This window comes from Sediminispirochaeta bajacaliforniensis DSM 16054 (assembly GCF_000378205.1).
GTDB lineage: Bacteria > Spirochaetota > Spirochaetia > DSM-16054 > Sediminispirochaetaceae > Sediminispirochaeta > Sediminispirochaeta bajacaliforniensis.
Window position 1 is genome coordinate 1 of sequence record NZ_KB899413.1, and the last position, 20,507, is coordinate 20,507.

14 protein-coding genes and 1 riboswitch are annotated in these 20,507 nt (G+C 50.8%); of the genes, 12 read left to right on the top strand and 2 right to left on the bottom strand.

What is annotated here, in order from left to right; translation table 11 throughout:
* Positions 1-266 precede the first annotated feature (266 nt).
* The 10 genes from F459_RS0108700 (at position 267) to F459_RS22160 (ending at position 11,733) form a co-directional block, all read left to right on the top strand.
* Positions 267-1,121 carry a phosphate ABC transporter substrate-binding protein gene (locus F459_RS0108700; protein WP_020612346.1) on the top strand — a complete coding sequence of 285 codons (855 nt, stop codon included), beginning with the start codon at positions 267-269 and terminating at the stop codon, positions 1,119-1,121.
* Between the two features lie 159 nt (positions 1,122-1,280).
* Positions 1,281-2,174, top strand: a complete 894-nt coding sequence (gene pstC, locus F459_RS0108705) for a phosphate ABC transporter permease subunit PstC (protein ID WP_020612347.1) — start codon at positions 1,281-1,283, stop codon at positions 2,172-2,174.
* Entirely contained in the window at positions 2,171-3,817 is a 1,647-nt protein-coding gene (gene pstA / locus F459_RS0108710; protein WP_020612348.1) for a phosphate ABC transporter permease PstA, read from the top strand. The genes pstC and pstA overlap by 4 nt, the downstream gene beginning before the upstream one ends.
* Before the next feature lie 26 nt (positions 3,818-3,843).
* Positions 3,844-4,623, top strand: a complete 780-nt coding sequence (gene pstB / locus F459_RS0108715; protein ID WP_407636025.1) for a phosphate ABC transporter ATP-binding protein PstB — start codon at positions 3,844-3,846, stop codon at positions 4,621-4,623.
* A gap of 29 nt (positions 4,624-4,652) precedes the next feature.
* A complete protein-coding gene (phoU, locus tag F459_RS0108720) occupies positions 4,653-5,321 on the top strand; it encodes a phosphate signaling complex protein PhoU (protein ID WP_020612350.1) in 669 nt (222 codons plus the stop codon).
* A 10-nt stretch (positions 5,322-5,331) separates the two neighbouring features.
* On the top strand, positions 5,332-6,030 hold the full coding sequence (locus F459_RS0108725) for a response regulator (protein ID WP_020612351.1): 699 nt from the start codon (positions 5,332-5,334) through the stop codon (positions 6,028-6,030).
* Between the two features lie 20 nt (positions 6,031-6,050).
* Positions 6,051-7,862, top strand: coding sequence for an ATP-binding protein (locus F459_RS0108730; RefSeq protein WP_020612352.1), 1,812 nt, complete (start codon positions 6,051-6,053; stop codon positions 7,860-7,862).
* A 33-nt stretch (positions 7,863-7,895) separates the two neighbouring features.
* Positions 7,896-8,001: riboswitch (TPP riboswitch) on the top strand.
* 45 nt (positions 8,002-8,046) lie between these two features.
* Positions 8,047-9,066: a thiamine ABC transporter substrate-binding protein gene (locus F459_RS0108735; protein ID WP_020612353.1), complete on the top strand. Its 1,020-nt coding sequence runs from the start codon at positions 8,047-8,049 to the stop codon at positions 9,064-9,066.
* Positions 9,063-10,757 carry an ABC transporter permease gene (locus F459_RS0108740; RefSeq protein ID WP_020612354.1) on the top strand — a complete coding sequence of 565 codons (1,695 nt, stop codon included), beginning with the start codon at positions 9,063-9,065 and terminating at the stop codon, positions 10,755-10,757. The genes F459_RS0108735 and F459_RS0108740 overlap by 4 nt, the downstream gene beginning before the upstream one ends.
* 1 nt (position 10,758) lies before the next feature.
* Entirely contained in the window at positions 10,759-11,733 is a 975-nt protein-coding gene (locus F459_RS22160; protein ID WP_020612355.1) for an ABC transporter ATP-binding protein, read from the top strand.
* Positions 11,734-11,739: 6 nt separating this feature from the next.
* On the opposite strand, the gene F459_RS0108750 is transcribed toward F459_RS22160, so the two are convergent.
* Entirely contained in the window at positions 11,740-12,768 is a 1,029-nt protein-coding gene (locus F459_RS0108750) for a GGDEF domain-containing response regulator (RefSeq protein ID WP_020612356.1), read from the bottom strand.
* An 87-nt stretch (positions 12,769-12,855) separates the two neighbouring features.
* On the opposite strand from F459_RS0108750, the gene F459_RS0108755 reads away from it, so the two are divergent.
* Positions 12,856-14,460, top strand: a complete 1,605-nt coding sequence (locus tag F459_RS0108755; RefSeq protein ID WP_281167836.1) for a P-loop NTPase — start codon at positions 12,856-12,858, stop codon at positions 14,458-14,460.
* A gap of 32 nt (positions 14,461-14,492) precedes the next feature.
* Here the strand turns inward: F459_RS0108755 and F459_RS0108760 are convergent, their stop codons facing one another.
* A complete protein-coding gene (locus tag F459_RS0108760; RefSeq protein ID WP_020612358.1) occupies positions 14,493-19,727 on the bottom strand; it encodes a protein kinase domain-containing protein in 5,235 nt (1,744 codons plus the stop codon).
* A 127-nt stretch (positions 19,728-19,854) separates the two neighbouring features.
* On the opposite strand from F459_RS0108760, the gene F459_RS0108765 reads away from it, so the two are divergent.
* Complete coding sequence (locus tag F459_RS0108765) at positions 19,855-20,502, top strand: redox-sensing transcriptional repressor Rex (protein WP_020612359.1); 648 nt, start codon at positions 19,855-19,857, stop codon at positions 20,500-20,502.
* Positions 20,503-20,507 lie beyond the last annotated feature (5 nt).

Below are 20,507 nucleotides of genomic sequence, written 5' to 3' on the forward strand. Positions count from 1 at the left end.
AGTCTGTATACCAGGCGGAGGTTTTTCTTACGGAACCAGCCCATGAATCGGAGTGGGAGGGAGCTGTGGGTCAGGTGCATTCCCACGGCCTTACGATGGATGATTGACTATCTGCCTTCTTATGCATGGGCTTAAAGGTAAAGGAATCACCACGATTCCGGACAGTAGTTAATTCTTTAACAGAATTCTCATTTTATCTTCACTATTTCCTCATTGCCCCACTTCATTGTTACTACAACACAACATCATCCATAACGGAGGAAAATATGAAGAAAATTTCCATGCTGCTTGTCCTTTTTCTTGCAGCAAGCTTTGTTCTTTTTGCTGGAGGTAAACAAGAATCTGGTGCAGCGGCAAGTGCTTCGCAGTTCAGCGGGGACTATGCCTTCGGAGGCTCCACAACCGTCGATCCGATCATTCAGGCTGCTATCGAAGAATGGAAAGAGCTCTATCCCGATGTTCACATCAGTTATGAAGGTGTCGGTTCCAGTACCGGTATCAAGGGCATCATTGCCGGGACCTACAGCCTCGGAGCAGCCAGCCGTGAACCCAAGGATGGAGAAAAGGCCCAGGGAGTCGAAGCTACCCATATCGCCCTCGACGCCATTGCCGCCATTGTAAATCAGAGCAGTGTCTCCATCAGTAACATCTCCATGGCAAACCTTGCATCGATCTATGCAGGCGACATCACCAACTGGAAAGAGGTCGGTGGCCCAGATGCTCCGATCGTTGTTTTCAACCGTGATGAGGCATCCGGAACCTATGAGACCTTTGAAGGCCATGTCATGAAAAAGGCCGACAAGGAGTTTATGGCTTCTGCTTCTGTAACAACCGGAAACGGGGATATGGCTGCTAAGGTTGGTTCAACCCCCTATGCCATCGGTTACGTCGGTCTCGGGTTTACCCATGAAAAAGGTGTTAAGGCTTTGACACTTGAAGGAATCGAACCCGATGTAAAGAATGTCTACAATAAGAGCTATCCTGTATGGCGCTACCTTAACGTAGTACACATCGGTCCCCTTTCTCAGGCCGGTGAAGTAGAGCAGGCCTTTGTCGACTATCTTCTCAGCGAAGATGGCCAGGACATTGTCGAAGACCTCGATTTCATCCGCCTCCCATAGTTTTACAGCAAGGAATATTCTCAAGTCGGCCGTCCGCTTCTCTCGGACGGCCTTTTCTTTCAGAAACACTATTAACCGTTTTTTAACATTATCCTGACAAAACAGCCACATAAGCCGGGCATTCTTCACATAGCGAAACCGAAATGAGGTATTTCTAACGTGAAAGAAACAAGACGAAAACAGATAGAAAAGGTTATGGAAGCTATCCTTTTCATCTTCGCGTCGATCTCCGTGTTGAGTGTCATCTTCATTACGCTTTTTATTCTTGCCGAAGGACTTCCGCTTTTCAAAAGTGTGCGTCTTACCGACTTTCTCTTCAGCACAAATTGGAAACCCACGGCAAAGGAACCGAGCTTCGGCATATGGGCCTTTATCGTCGGATCGATCTGGGTCACCCTGGGAGCATTGATTATCGCTGTACCCATGGGGCTGGCAGTCGGGATCTTTATGGCGGAGATGGCAAAACCGCGGGCGGCAAAAATCATCAGGAGCGGTGTCGAACTTTTGGCAGGCATTCCCTCGGTCATCTACGGCCTATTCGGCTTCTTCTTTATCGCTCCGATTATTCGTAACCTTTCAAACAGTACCACCGGCCTCGGAATCCTGACGGCCTCGATCATTTTGGCCATCATGATTTTGCCTACCATTATCAACATTACCGAGGTCTCCATCAGGTCCGTTCCTTCCGAACTCAAAGAGGGAAGTCTGGCTTTGGGGGCGACCCACTGGCAGAGCATTGTAAGGACCATTATTCCGGCAGCACGAAGCGGTATCATTGCAGGGGTAGTACTTGGAATCGGACGGGCGGTAGGAGAAACCATGGCCGTTCTCATGGTCGCAGGGAACTCCCCCATCATGCCGACAGGTCCTTTGAGCCATGTCAGAACCCTTACCATGAATATCGTCACCGACCTTAAATATGCGGAAGTTGGAAGTTTGCATGAAACCAGTCTTTTCTCAACAGGTATTGTGCTCTTTCTTTTCATTCTCATTATCAATCTCGTTGTACAGCGAACGCTGAAACGGAAACTTGACAAGGAAGGAGCGGCATGAGCCCACTTAGCCAGACAAAAAAAGCGCATCTTCAGGAAGGCATTGCAAAGGGTATTATCTGGTTCTTTGTTGTCCTTACGATCGTCATCCTCGCATGGATTATCCTCTATGTTCTGTATCGAGGCTTTGTCTCCGTAAATCATCTCCACTATCAAGTGACCGATGCCACCGAAATGGTGGCCACCGACCCGGACCATCCAACAGCTCCGATTTCGATGATTATTCAGCGAAAGGTCAGACTCAAAGACGACCTTACCTCGGCCGAACTGTTTGAGATGTACACAAAACGGCGTCAACCGAATTGGGGAGACATAACAGGCCAAAATCTCGATGTCGAGCTCTTCGCCCTTGCCTCCGAATCGGAGGAGGGTGCTGCCGGAGCAGAGATAATTCTCGCAAATCGGGAAAACTACAGCAAACATGTTACGCTGGAAAAAGACGGCAAGGCGATGATACAGGCTGTTTCCTCTACCCCGGGGGGAATTGGTTTTATCCCCTCCGCCATGGTCGAAACCCTTCCCCGGAGTGTTAAGGTCGTCCCGATCAGAAGAATAGCAGCTCCTGTAAACGCGTCGGTTGAAAAAATCGTCGATAATGTGCAGATCCAGACAATCGATAACGATGATCTTCAGGCGATCTTTACCGGAAAGGTAAATAATTGGCAGGAGATAGGTGGTATCGATCTTCCCATCAGGCCTGTTGCCTATTCGAAAAATGCCGGAATACGGGGAGGGCTCCTTGATTTGATCCTCGGGAAAAAGGATACGATCTTGGATCAGGGGATTCTGTATGTCGATACACCGGAAGAGTTTTTCGAAACGATAGACTCATTGCCCGGGGCCATCGGCATGACCTATTGGGAGGATGTTAAGGATATCGACGACAGACCGATGCTCACCTTCGATCGTCTGGAGGTTCGGCAAAATCTCGACTGGCATTACCTGGTAGAAGCCCCTGCACGTTCAGGGAAATGGGGAGGAATATCGACCATCATCATCAATACCTTCTTTCTCATCCTTTTTACCCTCCTCTTTTCCACGCCAATCGGGGTATTGGGGGCTATTTATATGGTCGAATATGCCAAACAAGGCAGGGTTGTCCGCATACTGCGGCTGGGAACGGAAACGCTGGCGGGAATTCCATCTATTGTTTTCGGCCTTTTCGGTTTCATTTTCTTCGTCGACATGCTGGGCCTCGGCATCGGATTTATATCTGCAACCCTTACCGTGACCATGATGATTCTGCCGACCATCATACGGACAAGTGAAGAGGCGCTGAAATCGGTGCCCCTCTCCTTCAGGGAGGGAAGCCTTGCCCTGGGAGCAACAAAACTACAGACCATTGCAAAGGTCGTTGTTCCGGCGGCAACCCCCGGGATTCTCACCGGTATCATCCTTGCCGTAGGCAGGACGGTTGGAGAAACAGCGGTACTCATCTATACCCTCGGCTCAAACTACGAGCTTGTACGAGGCCCCAGTTCCTCCGCCAGGGTACTGTCCCTCCACCTCTACAATCTCTTCTCCGAAGCGATCAGCTTCGACAGAAGCTTTGCAACCGGAGCCATTCTGATTTTTATTATCCTTTTGGTAAATTACTCAACGACCTCGCTTATCGGGCGTCTTAACAAAAAAGCGGGGAAATAGCCATGGAGAGGTATAATGCTATGAATATAAGCAAAGAAACAACGGACCAGGAAAAAAAGATCAAACTTACCGTCAGGGACCTGGACCTTTTCTATGGAGATTTCCAGGCCCTGCATAAACTGAACATCGATATTGCCGAGCAGGAGGTCACCGCCCTTATCGGTCCCTCGGGATGCGGAAAATCGACCTTCATCCGTACCCTCAATAGGATGAACGACGTGATCGACGGGGTCCATATCACCGGAACGATCAGCTATGAAACGAGAGACATTTATAGGAACTATGATCCCATCGAGCTGAGGAAAAAAATCGGCATGGTCTTTCAGAAGCCGAACCCCTTTCCCATGTCCGTGTATGATAACGTCGCCTATGGTCCAAGAATACACGGCATCAAAGATAAGAGGACCCTGGACGAAATTGTCGAGTGGAGTCTCAAGCAGGCCGCTATTTGGGAAGAGATCAAGGATAGGCTTCATAAACCGGCCCTCGGTATATCGGGAGGTCAGCAACAGAGGCTTTGTATCGCACGGGTATTGGCGGTGGAACCCGATGTCGTGCTGATGGATGAACCGACATCCGCCCTCGATCCGATTTCCACCAGTAGAATCGAAGATTTGATTGATGAGCTGAAAAAAAGCTATACTATCGTTATCGTCACTCACAATATGCAGCAGGCAGGACGGATTTCCGATACCACCGCTTTTTTCCTCAACGGTGTCATTGAGGAGGTCGGTGCCACAGAACAGATCTTTTTCAGCCCGACGAACCCGAAAACCGAGGCATATATCACCGGTAAATTCGGTTGATGAATCATTGAGGTAAGGAGAATAAAGGCATGGATCATAATACGCTGCGACAGCATTATAGCGATGAGATGAGGGCCAACGACAGAGAGATTCTGAAGATGGGGGCCTTTGTGGAAGAGGCGGTAAGAAAATCGATGCAGTGCATGCTCGATCAGGATATCAACCTGGCGGATAAGGTTATCCGCGATGATGAGATTATCAACAATCTTGAGTTGAAAATTCAGGATACCTTGACCCTGCTCATTGCAACAGAACAGCCGGTGGCAGGGGACCTGCGTCATGTCATCACCAGTTTGAAGATCGTCACCCAGCTGGAAAGGATGGGTGACCATGCGGTACATATTGCAAAGGCGGCGAAAAAACTTGCGGAGCAGCACTATATCAAGGATCTAATAGACCTCCCAAAGATGGCCGAATACGGCATCGAGATGCTCCATGAGGTGCTGACCGCATTTGCGGAAAACGACCAGGATAAAGCAATCGCTGTTGCCAAGATAGACGACAGAATAGACAGCCTTCACAATCAGATATGGAGGGAACTTCTGACCTACATGATGAGCGATGTAAAGAACATCGATCAGGCTACAACGCTTCTCTTTGTATCACGTTGGCTCGAGCGTTTTGGGGACCACGCCACAAACATCAGTGAATGGGTGGTTTATGACTGTACCGGAAAGCATATCGAACTAAATATGTAAGGGGTAATCCGTGGCACACGAAACTATTCTTGTCGTTGACGACGAACACGATATTCTTGAACTATTGAAATACAACCTTGAGAGGGAGGGATACTCGGTCATCACCGTTGAAACAGGTGAGGCTGCGGCCGCAACAGCGGCTGCAAAACAACCGGATCTCATTATTCTTGACCTTATGCTTCCCGGTATAGACGGGGTCGAGGTTTGTAAGCGTATCCGCTCACGGGATGAGGTCAAGGATATACCGATTATCATGCTTACCGCAAAGAGCGAGGATTCCGACGTGATCAGCGGCCTTGAGGTGGGCGCCGATGATTATATGACAAAGCCCTTCAGTCCGAAGGTTCTGGTGGCAAGGATACGGGCACTGCTTCGCCGCAAACAGCTGAAAGAGTTTCCCCCGAGAGAGGAACCGGTCATCACAATCCACGATATCGTCATCGATACGATACGGCATGAGGTGAAATGTTCCGACGTCTCATTGGATCTCAGCGTCACGGAGTTCTCAATATTGGAATTCCTCGCTCGAAATCCGGGTTGGGTCTTCAGCCGAAGTCAGATCATAGGGGCCGTGAAGGGTGAGGACTATCCGGTAACCGAACGATCGGTGGATGTGCAGATTCTCGGTTTAAGAAAAAAACTCAAAGCTAAAGGTGACTACATCGAGACGGTCAGGGGTGTGGGTTACCGAATGAAGGAGCGGGTGTAAAGCACCCGCAAGGTAACGCCATGGTACTTTCAAAAAGACGTCCTGTTCTCAGTTACATGTTCCCTCCCCTTGTGCTTCTCTTCCTGCTGCTTGCCGTATCCGTAGCCTTCTTCTCTTTCAGGAATTTCAGGCAGCTGATCTTTAAAGAACAGTATCATCGTCTGAAAACTGCAGGAGAGCTTCTACTTGCTGCCCTCCCTTTCGAAAACGGAGAACTGGAGGCGAAAGCCAAGGAGATAACCCGAAAGATCGGTCCGGCCAGCCCTTTCCGGGTAACCTTCATCAAGCCCAACGGTTTCGTCTTCGCTGATAGCCATGAAGACCCTTTGGTGATGGAAAATCATGCACACCGAGTGGAAATTCGGCAAGCGATACGGGGAGAGGCCTCGTTCAGCCTAAGGAAAAGCCCCACCCTTGCAATTTCCATGCTTTACTATGCCTTTCCCATCGATGATGCGTCAGGGAAGGTCATTGCGGTCCTTCGTCTGAGCCTCCCGGAAGCAAATGTCAAAAAGCTGCTTGCCGCAGCGGCCCTCTCGATAACGATCATCACCGCCCTGCTTTTAGGGCTCGCCGTTGCAGCCATGGTGGCCGTATCGCGAAAAATTACCGTACCTCTTGCAGCCATATCCAAAAGTGCTTCTGCATACGCCCGGTTCGATTTTTCTCAGCCGATTCATGTCGACGGCCCTGCCGAAATCGTCACCACGGCAGACGCCTTGCAAAAAATGGCGCAGGCTCTGACAAGCAGAATCGACGAGGTAACACGCCAAAAGCAGGAGCTGGAAGCGGTACTGACCGGCATGAACGAAGCGGTCATCGTACTCGACCGTAACCTGGTCATCACCGAGATCAACCCTGCTGCGGCACGGCTTGTGAGCAGTTCTTACGATCCGGTTATCGGTAAAAGTCTCATTCAGGTTATGAGAAACACAGAACTCAATACCTTTGCGCAGGAAGCCCTTGTCGCACGTGGGGTTCGTCAATGTTCCCTTGTCATTCCGGGCGAAGCAAAGGAGATTCACCTTCAGGTCAACGCATCAACAATAGAGGCTGTTACGGCTGATAAGAATAGCCGCTACCCGCAGCAACGCCTTATCCTGGTGATGAACGATATCACCACCTTAAAACAGCTTGAACGAATGCGGAAAGAGTTCGTCGCCAATGTTTCCCATGAGCTGAAGACGCCGATTACCTCCATCAAGGGCTTTGTCGAAACCCTCCTCGACGGAGCCATAGACGATAGGGAAAATGCTTTTCGATTCCTTACCATCGTACAGAATCAGACAACGAGGTTGGGAAATATCATTGACGACCTTTTAACCCTGAGCCGTCTTGAACAGAATGATGAAGAGTCGGGGATAGGTATGGAAATAATCCCCCTCTGCCATCCGGTAAACGAAGCCATTTCCATTTGCCAAGGCAGGGCCGACGAAAAATCAATCGATATTCATGTGGAATGTGACCGCGAGCTGGAAATTCTCGGCAACGGACACCTCATAGAACAGGCTGTGGTCAACCTCGTGGATAATGCCGTCAAATACTGTCCGGAAGGCAGTGTGGTGCTGGTTCGCTGCGAGAGAGAAGAGGATAGGCGCATATTATTAGAGGTCCAGGACAACGGTCCCGGTATCCCCGAAGCGGATCAGGAACGGATCTTCGAACGATTTTACCGTGTGGAAAAGGCTCGTAGCCGAGACATGGGAGGAACAGGATTGGGGCTTGCCATTGTGAAACACATCATGCTGCTCCACGGCGGAACCGTGGCACTGGAAAGCAGCAGGGGAGAGGGTGCCAGTTTCCTACTTCGCTTCCCCGCCCTGCCCTCTTGACACCATAGCGGTAGGATCATACCATCATAACAGCTGAATCGCGTGGGGTGGTTTTTCCTCTGATGGGAAAAGCCTGAGATTACACCCGTTGAACCTGATCCGGTTAATACCGGCGAAGGGAGCGTCCTGTATCCGTCCAAAGCCCCTCACAGATTCACCCGACACGTTATACCAGGAGACGAAGATGAAACGTTACCTTCCCCTCCTTCTTGCTGTGATCGGCGTGATTTTCATCGCAACGATCATGGTAGGAAGAACCAAACCAGAAACAGACGGGATTACCGTCTATACCTACGACAGTTTTATTTCCGAATGGGGTCCAGGTCCGGAGATCGCAAAACAATTTACCGAACAAAGCGGTATTACGGTAAACTATGTCGCACCGGGAGACGCGGGCCAGACCCTCCAGCGGCTTATCAACGAAAAAGAGGCCTCCGTTGCCGATGTGGCGATCGGTATCGACAACAACCTCTTTCCTAAGGCTGAAGAAGAGGGGATCTTTCGATCCTACACATCGCCGGAACTTAAAAAGGTCGATTCTTCTCTCAGATTCGAAGACGACCTCCTGACCCCCTACGATTACAGCGACTTTGCCTTCATTTGGGATAGCCAGGCCCTTGAAAATCCTCCCCAGAGTTTTGCCGATCTTACCGACCCGCGGTTTAAGGAAAAAATCATCATCATGGACCCCAGAACCAGCACCCCCGGCCTGGGACTTCTGCTGTGGAGCGAAAAAATCTACGGCGACAAGCTTTTCGACTTTTGGAAGGCCTTTGCCCCGAATATCCTTACAGTCAGCTCCAGCTGGGACACCGGTTACGGCCTCTTCACCAGCGGCGAGGCTCCTCTGGTGATCAGCTATACCACCAGCCCCCCCTATCATCTCGAATATGAAGGCACGGAACGATACAAGGCCCTTATTTTTCCCGAAGGTCACTATATGCAAATCGAAGGGGCCGGTGTGGTGGCAGGCACAAAGCATAGAAAGGCGGCCGAGGCCTTCATCGACTTCTTAATCTCCGAAGATGCACAGGCAGTGATCCCTTTGACGAACTGGATGTATCCGGTGAGAGAAGGGACCCCACTTCCCGATTCCTTCCGCCTTGCCCCCAAACCCGATAAGCAGCTGCAGATCAACCCTGCTCCGGACGGCAAAACCGTCGATACACTGATTGAGCTCTGGACCAAGGCCTTGCTGCAATGAATAACGATTCCCGAAACAGGAGCATAAGCGGCGGTGTTGCTTTGGCAGCGCTGCCGGGGCTTATCTTTCTATTCCTGTTTTTTTTCATTCCCCTGCTCACCATTCTTTCCGGTGCCTTTATCAATGAGGCGGGGGAGATCTCCCTCCTACCGCTTCTCGCTAGCGTACGGGACGAAAATCTGCTGAGGATCCTCGGATTCACCTTTCTTCAGGCCTTCTTGAGTTCCCTTATCGCCCTTGCCATGGGGCTTCCCGGCGCCTATTTTATTGCCCGGTGCGATTTTCCCGGAAAAAAGATTCTCAGGTCCCTGAGTGTCGTCCCCTTTGTCATCCCACCGATACTGGTCGTACTCGGCTTCGTGACGATTTTCGGCAACAACGGGATTATAAATCGTTTTCTGATGCAGCTTACCGGTAGCGGTACACCGCCGCTGAAAATCTTGTACTCGCTGAAAGGAATACTTCTGGCCCACGGTTTTTACAATTTCCCCGTCGTACTTCGAATCGTAGCCTCTCACTGGGAGGCAATCCCCGAAAAGCAGGAGCAGGCTGCACAGCTTCTGGGAGCAAAACGCTCGGCAGTCTTTAGGACCATCACCCTGCCCCAGCTGATGCCTGCAGTTGTTTCAAGTATGCTTTTGGTCTTCCTATTTTGCTTTTCAAGTTTTGCAGTCGTCATGGTACTGGGCGGCGGCCCGAAAACAACGACAATCGAAGTGGAAATCTTCCGCCTTGCCAGAATCAATCTGGATCTACAGGCAGCAGGGAGAGTGGCGCTCATTGCAGCATGCCTTACGCTCCTTCCTCTTTTACTAAATTTTGGAACGGAAAGCAGGTTCACAGGCATAGGAGCATCCGATCGGGATCATCGCATTGTTCGGGGCAGGAATCCTAAGGTCAGGCTTTTGGGTGCGGTATACGGACTTGCAATGGTTATTCTTGTTATAGGACCACTTCTCGGGGTAGTTGCCAGCGGATTTCTCGAGGTGGAAGGTCCCCTTGCTGCGCCCCGCTTCTCACTCCGCTGGTTCGCCGGAATCTTCGCCGTCTCCGGACCGGACACCTTCTCGATAACTGCAGCGAGGTCTATTGCCGGTTCTCTTCTTCTTTCGGGACTTACCCTGCTTATCACGATACCGACGGCCACCCTCTTTGCCCTGGCCACGGTTCGTTCGGGAGGAAAACGGGCAAAGTTGTTTGAGCTGACGGCAAGCCTTCCCATGAGCATTTCCACCGTCATCCTCGGAAGTGGATATCTCGCCATCTCCGTCGCATATCCCATGCTCACGTCCGTTCCCCTCTTCATCGCCGGGGCCCATAGTGTCATCGCCTTTCCCTTTGTCTACCGCAGCATTGTTACCGCCCTGGCAAAAATCGACGGATCGTATCGAAGGGCCGCAATATCTCTTGGAGCAAGGCCTGCCAAGGCCTTTGCCGATATCGAATTGCCGATGCTGGAATCATCTCTCTTCTCTGCCGCTGCCTTTGCCTTCGCCCTATCGGTGGGAGAGATGAATGCAACCCTTACCCTTTCCGGCGGCAGCTTTCCCACTCTGCCCATTACCATCTATCGACTGATTGGTTCATATCAGTTTCATCGGGCAAGTGCCCTCGGTACGGTACTGATCGTGCTGTGTGCCGTCGCCTTTTTGCTACTTGATCGATCGACTCGCAAAAAAAAGGAGATGTGACGTGAAACTTATTATAGAGCAACTGGTAAAACAGTTCGATGATTTCTCTTTTGAAGCATCATTTCAGGCCGACATCGGCAGTTTCATCACCCTATTGGGGCCTTCGGGCGGGGGAAAAACAACGGCCCTACAACTGATATCGGGTCTGATTCCTCCGGATTCGGGACACATATACTTCGGCGACATCGAACTTTCGCGTCTCGAGCCGTGGAAAAGGGACATCGGTTTTGTTTTCCAGGATTATGCCCTTTTTCCTCACATGAGTGTTGAAGAAAACGTTGCCTATGGCCTACAGCAACGGCAGGGGGCGAGACAAAAGAAAGAGGAGATTACGGACAGAGTCACTCAAATGCTTACCCTGGTCGGTCTGGAGGGCTTTGAAAAGCGTAAACCGGAAACCCTTTCCGGAGGAGAGCGACAACGTGTTGCCTTGGCCCGCGCCATAGCACCGGATCCCCGTCTTCTCCTCTTCGATGAGCCCCTTTCTGCTCTGGATGCCCCTCTTCGCAGTCGGCTGAGGGAAGAAATACGGGAATTACAGAAAAAATTGGGAATTACGACAATCTACGTAACCCATGACCGGGATGAAGCGCTCTCTATGAGCGATTTGATCGTGATCATGAACGAAGGGAGGGTTATTGAGCAGGGCGCTCCCCGGACACTCTACAGAAGGCCGGCAACACTTTTTACGGCACGCTTTCTGGGAGAGGGATCAACCATCACCTGGGAAGGCAAAAACGATTTTTTTCGCCCGGAAAACGCCACGCTCCTTTTGGAACCGGAAGATTCCGCCCTTCGGGGGAAGATGAAAAGCCTCCGTTATCTTGGCGGACGAGCTTTGGCGACAATCATCCTGGCCGACGAGACAGAGATCAGCGCCATGGTGCCGGAACGGGAAATCGACGCCTTTGAAGAAAATAAAGGAAAGCCGGTATGGGTTCGGATCGACAAAGAGACCCTGATCAGCGTTTCATAGAGACAATCAGACCAGAAGAACAACCCTATTCCGCCCTCCCTGCTTTGCCTGATACATTGCCCTGTCGGCCCTGCCGATCCAGTGTTCACGGCTCTCCCCCGGTCTGAAGGTGGTAACACCAAAGGAGGCCGTAAGCGATATTTTTTTTCTATCGAAAAAAAAGGGCGATGATTCAAGCTTCTTTCGAAGGCGTTCGGCGATTCCTAATGCCTGTTCTCCATTACTGTCGGGAAGTACAACAAAAAACTCTTCCCCCCCGTAGCGACCGGCCTGATCATATCGCCTCATCTCCTGAATCAGTACCTTACCGACCATCCGAATGGCCTCGTCTCCTGCCAAATGCCCATGGTTATCGTTTATCATCTTGAAAAAATCGAGATCAACCATGATTCCCGATAAGTTGCGTCCGGTTCGTACCGCTCGTTCTATTTCGATGTCAATGGCATGAAAAAGGCTCATCCGGTTCAACAAGCCGCTGAGAATATCAAAACGGGCGATTTTTTCAAGTCTTCGATTCGAGGTCTCCAGTTCCTGATTTATTTTTTCGATATTGGCAAAGGCCTCCTTCAGATGAAGGTGCTGGTCAAGAATGCGATTGGAAAGTTCCTCTTCATAGCGAACGGCATTCCGAAAAAAATCCCGTTCGGTGTAAATATCCCGCTGGGCCCGCTCCCGAATAAGTGAGGCCCGAATTCTTGTAAGAAATTCGAGACGGAGGATGGGCTTGCAGACGAAATCATCCCCTCCGCTATTTAAGCAGTCCTGAACGGAATTGGGGGCCTTTGCAACCAATAATATTTGAAGCGGTATGCCGGGAAAACGCCTTCTGATTACTCCGCAAACGGCATCTCCCGCCTGGTCGGAGACATGCTGATCAAGGATGACCACGGCAACCGATCCTGTACCAATCAACTCATAGAGTTCGTTCGGCTGCTCGCATGAAACTACCGTATAGCCTTCTTCTTCCAGGATTGTGGTAATTTCGGCCCGATCCTCCGATTGATCGACCAGGACAGTAATGATCTCATCGTCCATACACCACTAAGTATGAAACAGTAGTATACTTTTCGCAATGAAAGTACGAACTGTACAATCAGTTTGATGTATGGTACATATAATTATATGGGATCAACGATTGCAATTGCTTCCGGTAAAGGTGGGGTCGGTAAAACGACGGTTGCAGTAAACCTGGCACTTCAGTGGGCGAAACAAGGCCTAAAGGTTTCCATTATCGACGTCGATCCCCTTTCCGATGTGGCATCAGCCCTCGACATCGCCCCTGAAAAACTGAAGGCAATACCGGAAACAATTGACTCACGGCTGCCGTTATCGGACTACGTCCTGGATATCTTTCCCCGGGTAAAACTTCTTTTTCCCATCGCTGCTTCGCAAAAAGGACGAAACCGCGATCTCAAACGGTATATGGATAACGGAGGTGCAAAAGAGGCGGAGCAAGGGTGTGACATACTCATCCTCGATCTGCCTGCAGGAACGGATGAAGAAGAAAACCTTGCCTTTCTTGCCTTTTCCCAGGCACTGCTGCTTGTAACCAATCCCGATCCCCTTAGCCACACCGCGGCAGGAGCCTATCTGCGAAAAGCAGCGGCTCTTGAGCGCAGGGTTCCGGTCCTGCTTTGGCATAATAAATATCGGGGAAGAGAATCTCTCAATTTTGATCCCCGGGATCTGGTGGGCAATTACAATCATAATGTTCCGGAAGAGGAAAGGCTTGATCCCTCATCGTTCTCTCTGATCCATGTTGCCTACCTGCCGCCGGACCCGGCATTGGATCTTCTCTCGGGCGAAAGCGCCATTGAGCCGCTTCTCCTTCGCTCCATGGAAAGTAGCTGTGGCCTGTTGCTGGATGCCTTTATAGACGAAAAGGTGGGCCACATCTCCTCCGGTGCCAGAACGACATCGGTACTCAAGGGGTTCGTCTATTCTCTTGACATAGACACGGCCACCGACTCAACAATGGTAGCAAAAGAGCTTTTTGCATACCTTGCCGCATATTCGGGGAGCAAGATGGATACGCCCCTTGTACCGGAAGGTACTGAAATCGACCTTCTGGCACATTTTTTCCATGCCCTTTTTTCCGACCCCTTTTTTCTCCAGATAAAAAAGGTTCTATCCCTTATTCGGGATGCCTCAGAGGCGGCATCGGAACGGACAGCCCCCTTTCTTCGAAATAGAGACGAACGTAAACGGCTCGTATTTGAGAAAGAGGTTACCGCCCTTTTGATGCGTGCCGACCTTGCCGCCGAAACCATTTCGGAATTAGGCAATCCAGCGGGACTACTGCTCTTTCAATTTGCCCTTTTCAAGCTTCTTGCATCATCCTCAGTCAGGAATCTGATCGAATCCTCCGTACCAAAACGGGAAGAGGATAATGGACAAAAGGAACGGGACAGAAGAAGGCAAATTTCCCTCCTCATCGAAAAAAGCGACCATTATCACGAAAAACATGTCGAATTGGTAAAGCAGCTTCTTCCCGTGGTATCACGACAAGTAAAAACGATGGCAAAAACCTTCGAACTGGAACATTTGATCTTTCGGAGCAAAACAGGATCGGTCCACGTCCAGGCCTATACCCAGTTAACCGCCTCCTTTCTTCACGAGGCAGTTAACAGCGGCTTGGGCGTGATTATCGGTTTTCGTCACCGCCCTGCTGCAGAGGCTTTTCGTGAGGGAGCAGAACGGCTTCTCGCCTTCCTTTCAGAGATATAAGGATACAGAAAGAGGCTTCCCACTCTTCCCCATTACGAAGATGAAGCAAGCTTTGGCGGAGTGATGGGTATGTCGATGGTAAAGAGCGCCCCCTTGCCCGGAGTGCTTTCGCAGGAAACCGATCCACCCAATTTGCCGGTAATCAGGTTGTACACGATATTCATCCCCAGTCCGCTGCCACCGCTTCCCCTACGGGTCGTGTAAAAGGGTTCGAAAACCCGCCTGACACTCTCTTCGTCCATACCTTTTCCATCGTCGCGATAATGAATGAGGACGCTCCCTTCCCTTTGAAATCCATCGATTCTGATCGTTCCTGCATCGTCAGCGTCATAGGCATGGATCAGAGAATTGCTGATGAGATTAGTAAATATCTGGCTAATGGCACCGGGGTAGCCTATAACGGTAATCCCTTGTGCCACCTCGACCTCAACCGAGATCGGTCGTTTCTTCAATCGCGGCCCGAGACTGAGAACAATATCTTCAATGTAGGAGCGAAGGTCAAAACTGCGTAACGCCTCGCTGGCCTGGTCGACGGCAACCTGTTTGAAGCTGCCTATCAACTCGCCTGCCCGTTTGAGATTACGTAGTATTAGATCGGAGGTCTGTTCCATGTCGTGGATATCGGGTGAAGCGGCATGTATCTGATCTTGAAGCAATGTTGCTGCCGTAACAGCCACTCCTATCGGCGTATTGACCTCATGGGCGATTCCTGCGACAAGAGAACCGAGAGAAGCCAGTTTTTCCGACTCGATAAGCTGTTTCTGGGCCTCTTTCAGCTTCTGATACGAATCTCGCAGATCCTTGGTACGCTCTTCAACCCGATGTTCCAACTCTTCATTGAGCCGTTTCAGCTCTTTTTGCGCAGCAAGAAGCCCCTCCTCAACCTGGCTTCTTCTTAGGATCTCCTCCTGCAGGTTCCGATTGAGCGATTTTGCATGCTCATACAGCCTTGCGTTCTGAAGGCTGATAATCGCCTGTTTCGAAAGAATAGATACAATTTCAAGTCGTGTCGGCGTGAAAAGCCCGGGAACCGCATCATTTTCCAGATACAGCATACCAGAGCCGATGACCGTATCGGGAAGAGGATAACAAAGAAGGGAACGAACCCCCGCCGTCCTGAAATAGGGGTCGCTGGTAAAGATACCCCGAATCGCGGCATCGTCAAGGACCACAGGCTCTTTTCGCTTTCGCGTATAGCGAAGAACCCCAATGGAGAGATTTATCGACTGTATAAGCCGTTCTCGTCCCCGACGCCCCGGCTCATCCGTCAGCGGATAGAGGCTAAAGCCATCCTCTTCCGGCAGATACCGAGCCCGGAGGTAGAGTTCGTCATCCTGGACAAGGATAAGAAAGGCCTTTTGGGCACCGGTACTTTCCAGGATAACGCGCAACATTCGCTCTATGAGGACCTCTTCCCGCAGTTCCTCCGTCAGATCACGACCGGCCCGCAAAAGGGTAAAGGCATCGAGCCCGATTTCTCCGGGCTCACGAGGGAAATCAGGCAAAGCGGTTCGATCGCTCGAAGATTCGAAGGAAGGGAAAAGCGATCCCCATTCGTTCCGCAAGGCTTCAGCCTTTCTTCTCACTCCGAGGTAGGACCAATATCGATATGCTTCCAATAGATAGAGACCGGCAACCTTTTCCCGCGAAGCCCGAGCGTGATAACGTCCGCTTAGTTCATTTGCCACGGCACAGTGGAACAGGTCTCCCTGCCGCTGGGCTCCTCTGATCGCCTCATCGTAGAGATTGGCGATCTCGACGGAATTACTCTCCCGGGATCGTAGCTCCGCTTCGAGCATGAGCCGCAGATGGGAAATATTATCGGCGCAGCCGCTCTCAAAGCGGCGCAGCCGATCAACGGCAGGGGCTGCCTTCTGGAGATTACCGACTTTGATATAGCCAAGCGCCTGAGCCAGCAAAAACGGAGCAAAGAGATAGCTTTCCTGGAGATAGAATGCTCCATTCCTGATCTGGCCTTCGTCGAAGTGAAACCCTATATCATCTTCAAATACAAGGTCGTAGAGGGAACGAAAGGAGAACAGCAAAACCCATCCCTTGTGGTCGGGGCCCTGGATAAGGCTGTGGAACAACTCTTCTTGAGAGAGAAGAAGCCGTTGCTGTTGATCTTTCTCCTCGGACAGAAAGAGTTCGAGACAGCTGGTAAAAAGATCGAGAAGGGGGCCAGCCGTCCCATTGCGCAAGGTCCTGATGATACGCCCATATTCCTTGCTTCGCTGGTAAAGATCATGAAGATCGGAGGAGAGGAAGAATTCGTGGATCAGGTGGGCGATGAGAATATCTCCGGTAAACCATCCTTCACCATTGGCCCGTCCGATACGAAACCCCTCGGTCAAGATGGGAGAAATATCCGATAAAGGCAGGATCCAGGGGGCTATTCGAAGACCGTAGATCTCTCTACATAAAACCATGGACCGATTGTCTCTCGCCTCGTCGGCTACACGTAGGGCCCTCAGAGCAAGCCTTCCGGCCTCATCATACCGTCCCTCCGGAATAAAGAGGGCAGCGGCATGCATGAACAAAACGCTTGTATCGGGAGGGCCTCCATGCTTGGAAAAATAGATTGTCAACACACGTATGTAGGAGATGTAGAGGTCATAGTCTGTCTCATGTATTGCCGAAAGCAGACGTACGGCCATGCGGGAAAAAGCATCCATTGTTTTATCGCTGCTTACGGGAGGCAGATCAGAGACGATTGGTTCGATACCGTTTTCCGCCTCGGGAAAATCAATCCCCGCCAAGGCAAAAGCACGTCTGCCATTCGCCATTGCCTCGTCATAGCGTCGAAGTTGAGTAGCGGCATCTATCAACTCACCGTACAGCTCCAAACAGACCACGGGATCATGTTCACGCCTAATGAGATCTTCGAAAAGGCCGATCGCTTCGGCTATGTTTCCACGAATAAAAAGACATCGTGCGCGTAGCCCGTAGTAACGGGAAAACAACCCGTCGTCGGCATTAATGCGTGCCGCCCCGATCAGTTGTTGTGCCGCATCGATCATGGTCATGGCCGTATCACACTCTTCAGCCTCAAGACGGGCGGTTGAAATCGAAAGGGCAGCCTCACCAATCTTCCTTCGTTCCATCTCCGATAGGCGATTGACGTCGGCTTTCAGGATATGGGATACGCCTCGTTGAAGTGAAGATACCCCATCATCGGCAGTATATGAGGAAAAAAGCAGGCGACCTATGGCAAGATGCTTTTCCTCGATAAGTTCGGCAGGCAATTCGCGCAGGAACCGCTTTCGTAGCTTCGGATAGCTCAATTCCCAGCCGCCGCTTGCAGAGCGTTTGATAAAACCCAACCGGTACAGATTTTCGAGTAAAGGGAGGATATCAACCTCAGGAAGAAGCTGATTAAGTTCCGGCTCTTCGACTCGTTCACCGAAACAGAGAATAAGAGCAAAAAGCGACAGGGCTTCCGGACTCAAACGATCGAGAAAGTCAAAGATAAGCTTTCTCACGCTTTCGATCCCTTCAAGCTTTTCCAGTACCTGTTGATCAAAAAACCAGCCCTCGCCCGTTCGATATACCAATCCTTGCGAATCGTGCATATGGCGAAGTGCCTCCGCTATATGCATTGGATTACCCGAAAAGCGTTCGGCAAAAATTTTAGTCTGGGGCATGTACGAATGGGAAGCCGGTCCGAGGCTCTCGGAAATCCACTCTCCGATGGCCTTTTCTTCGAGGCCGTGCAAGAGCATGGTGGAAATACGTACATCCTCGGGTATTTTGGCGAAGATCGTAAAAAGAGAAGAAGAAGCGTCGATCTCTTCCGGACGATAGGAGGATAGGACCAACATCGGTTTCGTCGCTTCAAGGGTGAGGATGTTCTTCAAAACCTCAAGTTCCCATCTCGGAGCGTAGTGGAGATCGTCGAGGACGAGGACCAGGCCGTCGCAGTGCGAACAAACCACATGAAAAAGAGAACCAATGGCACGTGAAAGCAATCCAATAGCCTCGATTGTTTTTCCCTCTTCAGGTAGTTCCCCCTGTTCACCGGCAGCCCCGACTATCAGGGAAAGGGCCGGAATCTGGCGCCGGAGGAGAGGTAGTGCATCACCAAGTTCCTTGCGAAATATCGATGCCCAATATGCTATCTCATTCTCATGGGCTCCAAGAATCCTATAAATAAGATCGTTCGCTGCCTCGATGAGAGCACTGCCTCCAGACTCTTCACCATGCCACTGACCAAATACAACCCATGCACTCTGAGTTTGGGCCGATTCCAGACGGACGAATTCACGCAAAAGAGCACTTTTCCCCATTCCCGTCTCAGCCGCAAGCAGAAGGAGCTCCGCCCCGGATCCCTTACTTCTATCAATGGCCTTGCGTAAGGAACCGAGCTCACGGTCACGACCGAATAATGTTCCTGACAGTAAGAAAGCGGCATGGGGATCCCTGGTTCCGGCAACAAAACGGTCGTTTTTGCCCAGCCGATAGAGTTCCAGGGCCTTATCCAGATCATTCATCAGCCCTTGGGCACTGGAGTAACGTTCCTCAGGCATTTTTGCGAGTAGTCTCATGACGATGGCCGAAACGGCATCGGGTATCTCCTCGGAACGTACCTTGGGCGCAACGGGCGTCCTGGCCAAATGAGCATAGACAAGTTCCAGGGCATTGCCGACAAAGGGCGGACGGCCTATAAGCAATTCATACAAACAGATCCCGGCAGAATAGAAATCCGAACGATAATCGATAGGACGCAGTAGCCTCCCAGTCTCCTCAGGACTGAGGTAGGCAACTCTGCTTTCCAAGGATCCTATGCCTCCACGCGCGATAACCTCATCGCGACCAAAGACAAAGGCACGGCCGAAATCAACGAGAACAACCCTTCCCGTGGCAGATTCAAGAAGCAGGTTGGAACCGGTAATATCCCGATGTACGATCTCATGCTCCTGCAATAGTGTCAGAATTTTTGCGATCTGGAGGGCAAGATCAAACCAGCGGTTCAGCTCAAACCCCTCCCGGGGAACCACCTGGCCCAAGGGAGATCCCTCTATCCACTCCAATACAAGGAAGGCGTCCTCTTCAAGATAATCAATGAGAGTGGGAAAACAGGGAGCAATACACTGTTTAAGAATCAATTGTTCTTCACGGAGTCGCTGACGGGAAACAGGATCCGCCGTATTGACAGGTCCCTTTAGAGCAACGGCCAAGCCGTCGCTACCCCGAAAACCGCGATAAAGGAGGGTGCGATTTCCCCGGTAGACGAGACGCTCGACTGTATACCCCGGTAGAGTGATCATAGGGATAAATAAGTGTAACACAAACAGAGAAGATGAGAAAGCACATCAATAATCCGGCTTGCGTTTTGGGCGATCTCTTGATAAGCTTTTATCGAATCAATTCGTTTCATAATAAAGAGGAGAAATCATGCGCGAGCATCTGATTGCAGCCCCACTTCCCACCATTCGTCGTATCCCGCGCTACCTAAATGTTCTCGAAAATTTTGCGGCGGAACAAATCTCTTTTGTATCCGCAACGGATATTGCGAATAAATTAGGGCTTAAACCGATCCAGGTACGAAAGGATATGGCTTTTACCGGAATCGTCGGAAAGCCAAAGGTCGGATACAAAACTGATGAACTGATTGAAACAATTAAAAGTTTCCTAGGTTGGGATTCGGCAACCGATGCTTTTCTTATCGGCGCAGGAGCATTGGGCACTGCGCTTTTGGGCTACAGAGGTTTTGCGGAACGGGGGCTGCAAATTGTGGCGGCTTTCGATACAGATCCGGAAAAAGTTGGTAAAAGGATCCACGGAAAAGAGGTATTCCCCATCTCTAAGATGGCGGAACTGGCAAAACGAATGCAAGTCCACATCGGCATTCTTACCGTCCCCGCCGAATCGGCCTCCCAATGTGCCCACGCGCTCATGGACGCAGGCATCACCGGGATTTGGAATTTTTCTCCGGCCGAACTCGATGTCCCGGAGAGTATGACCGTTCAGCGGGAAGATCTCTCCGCCGGTCTCGCTGTCCTGTCGGTCAGGATGAGCGAAAAGAAGCAGGGGATCGTATAATCCTC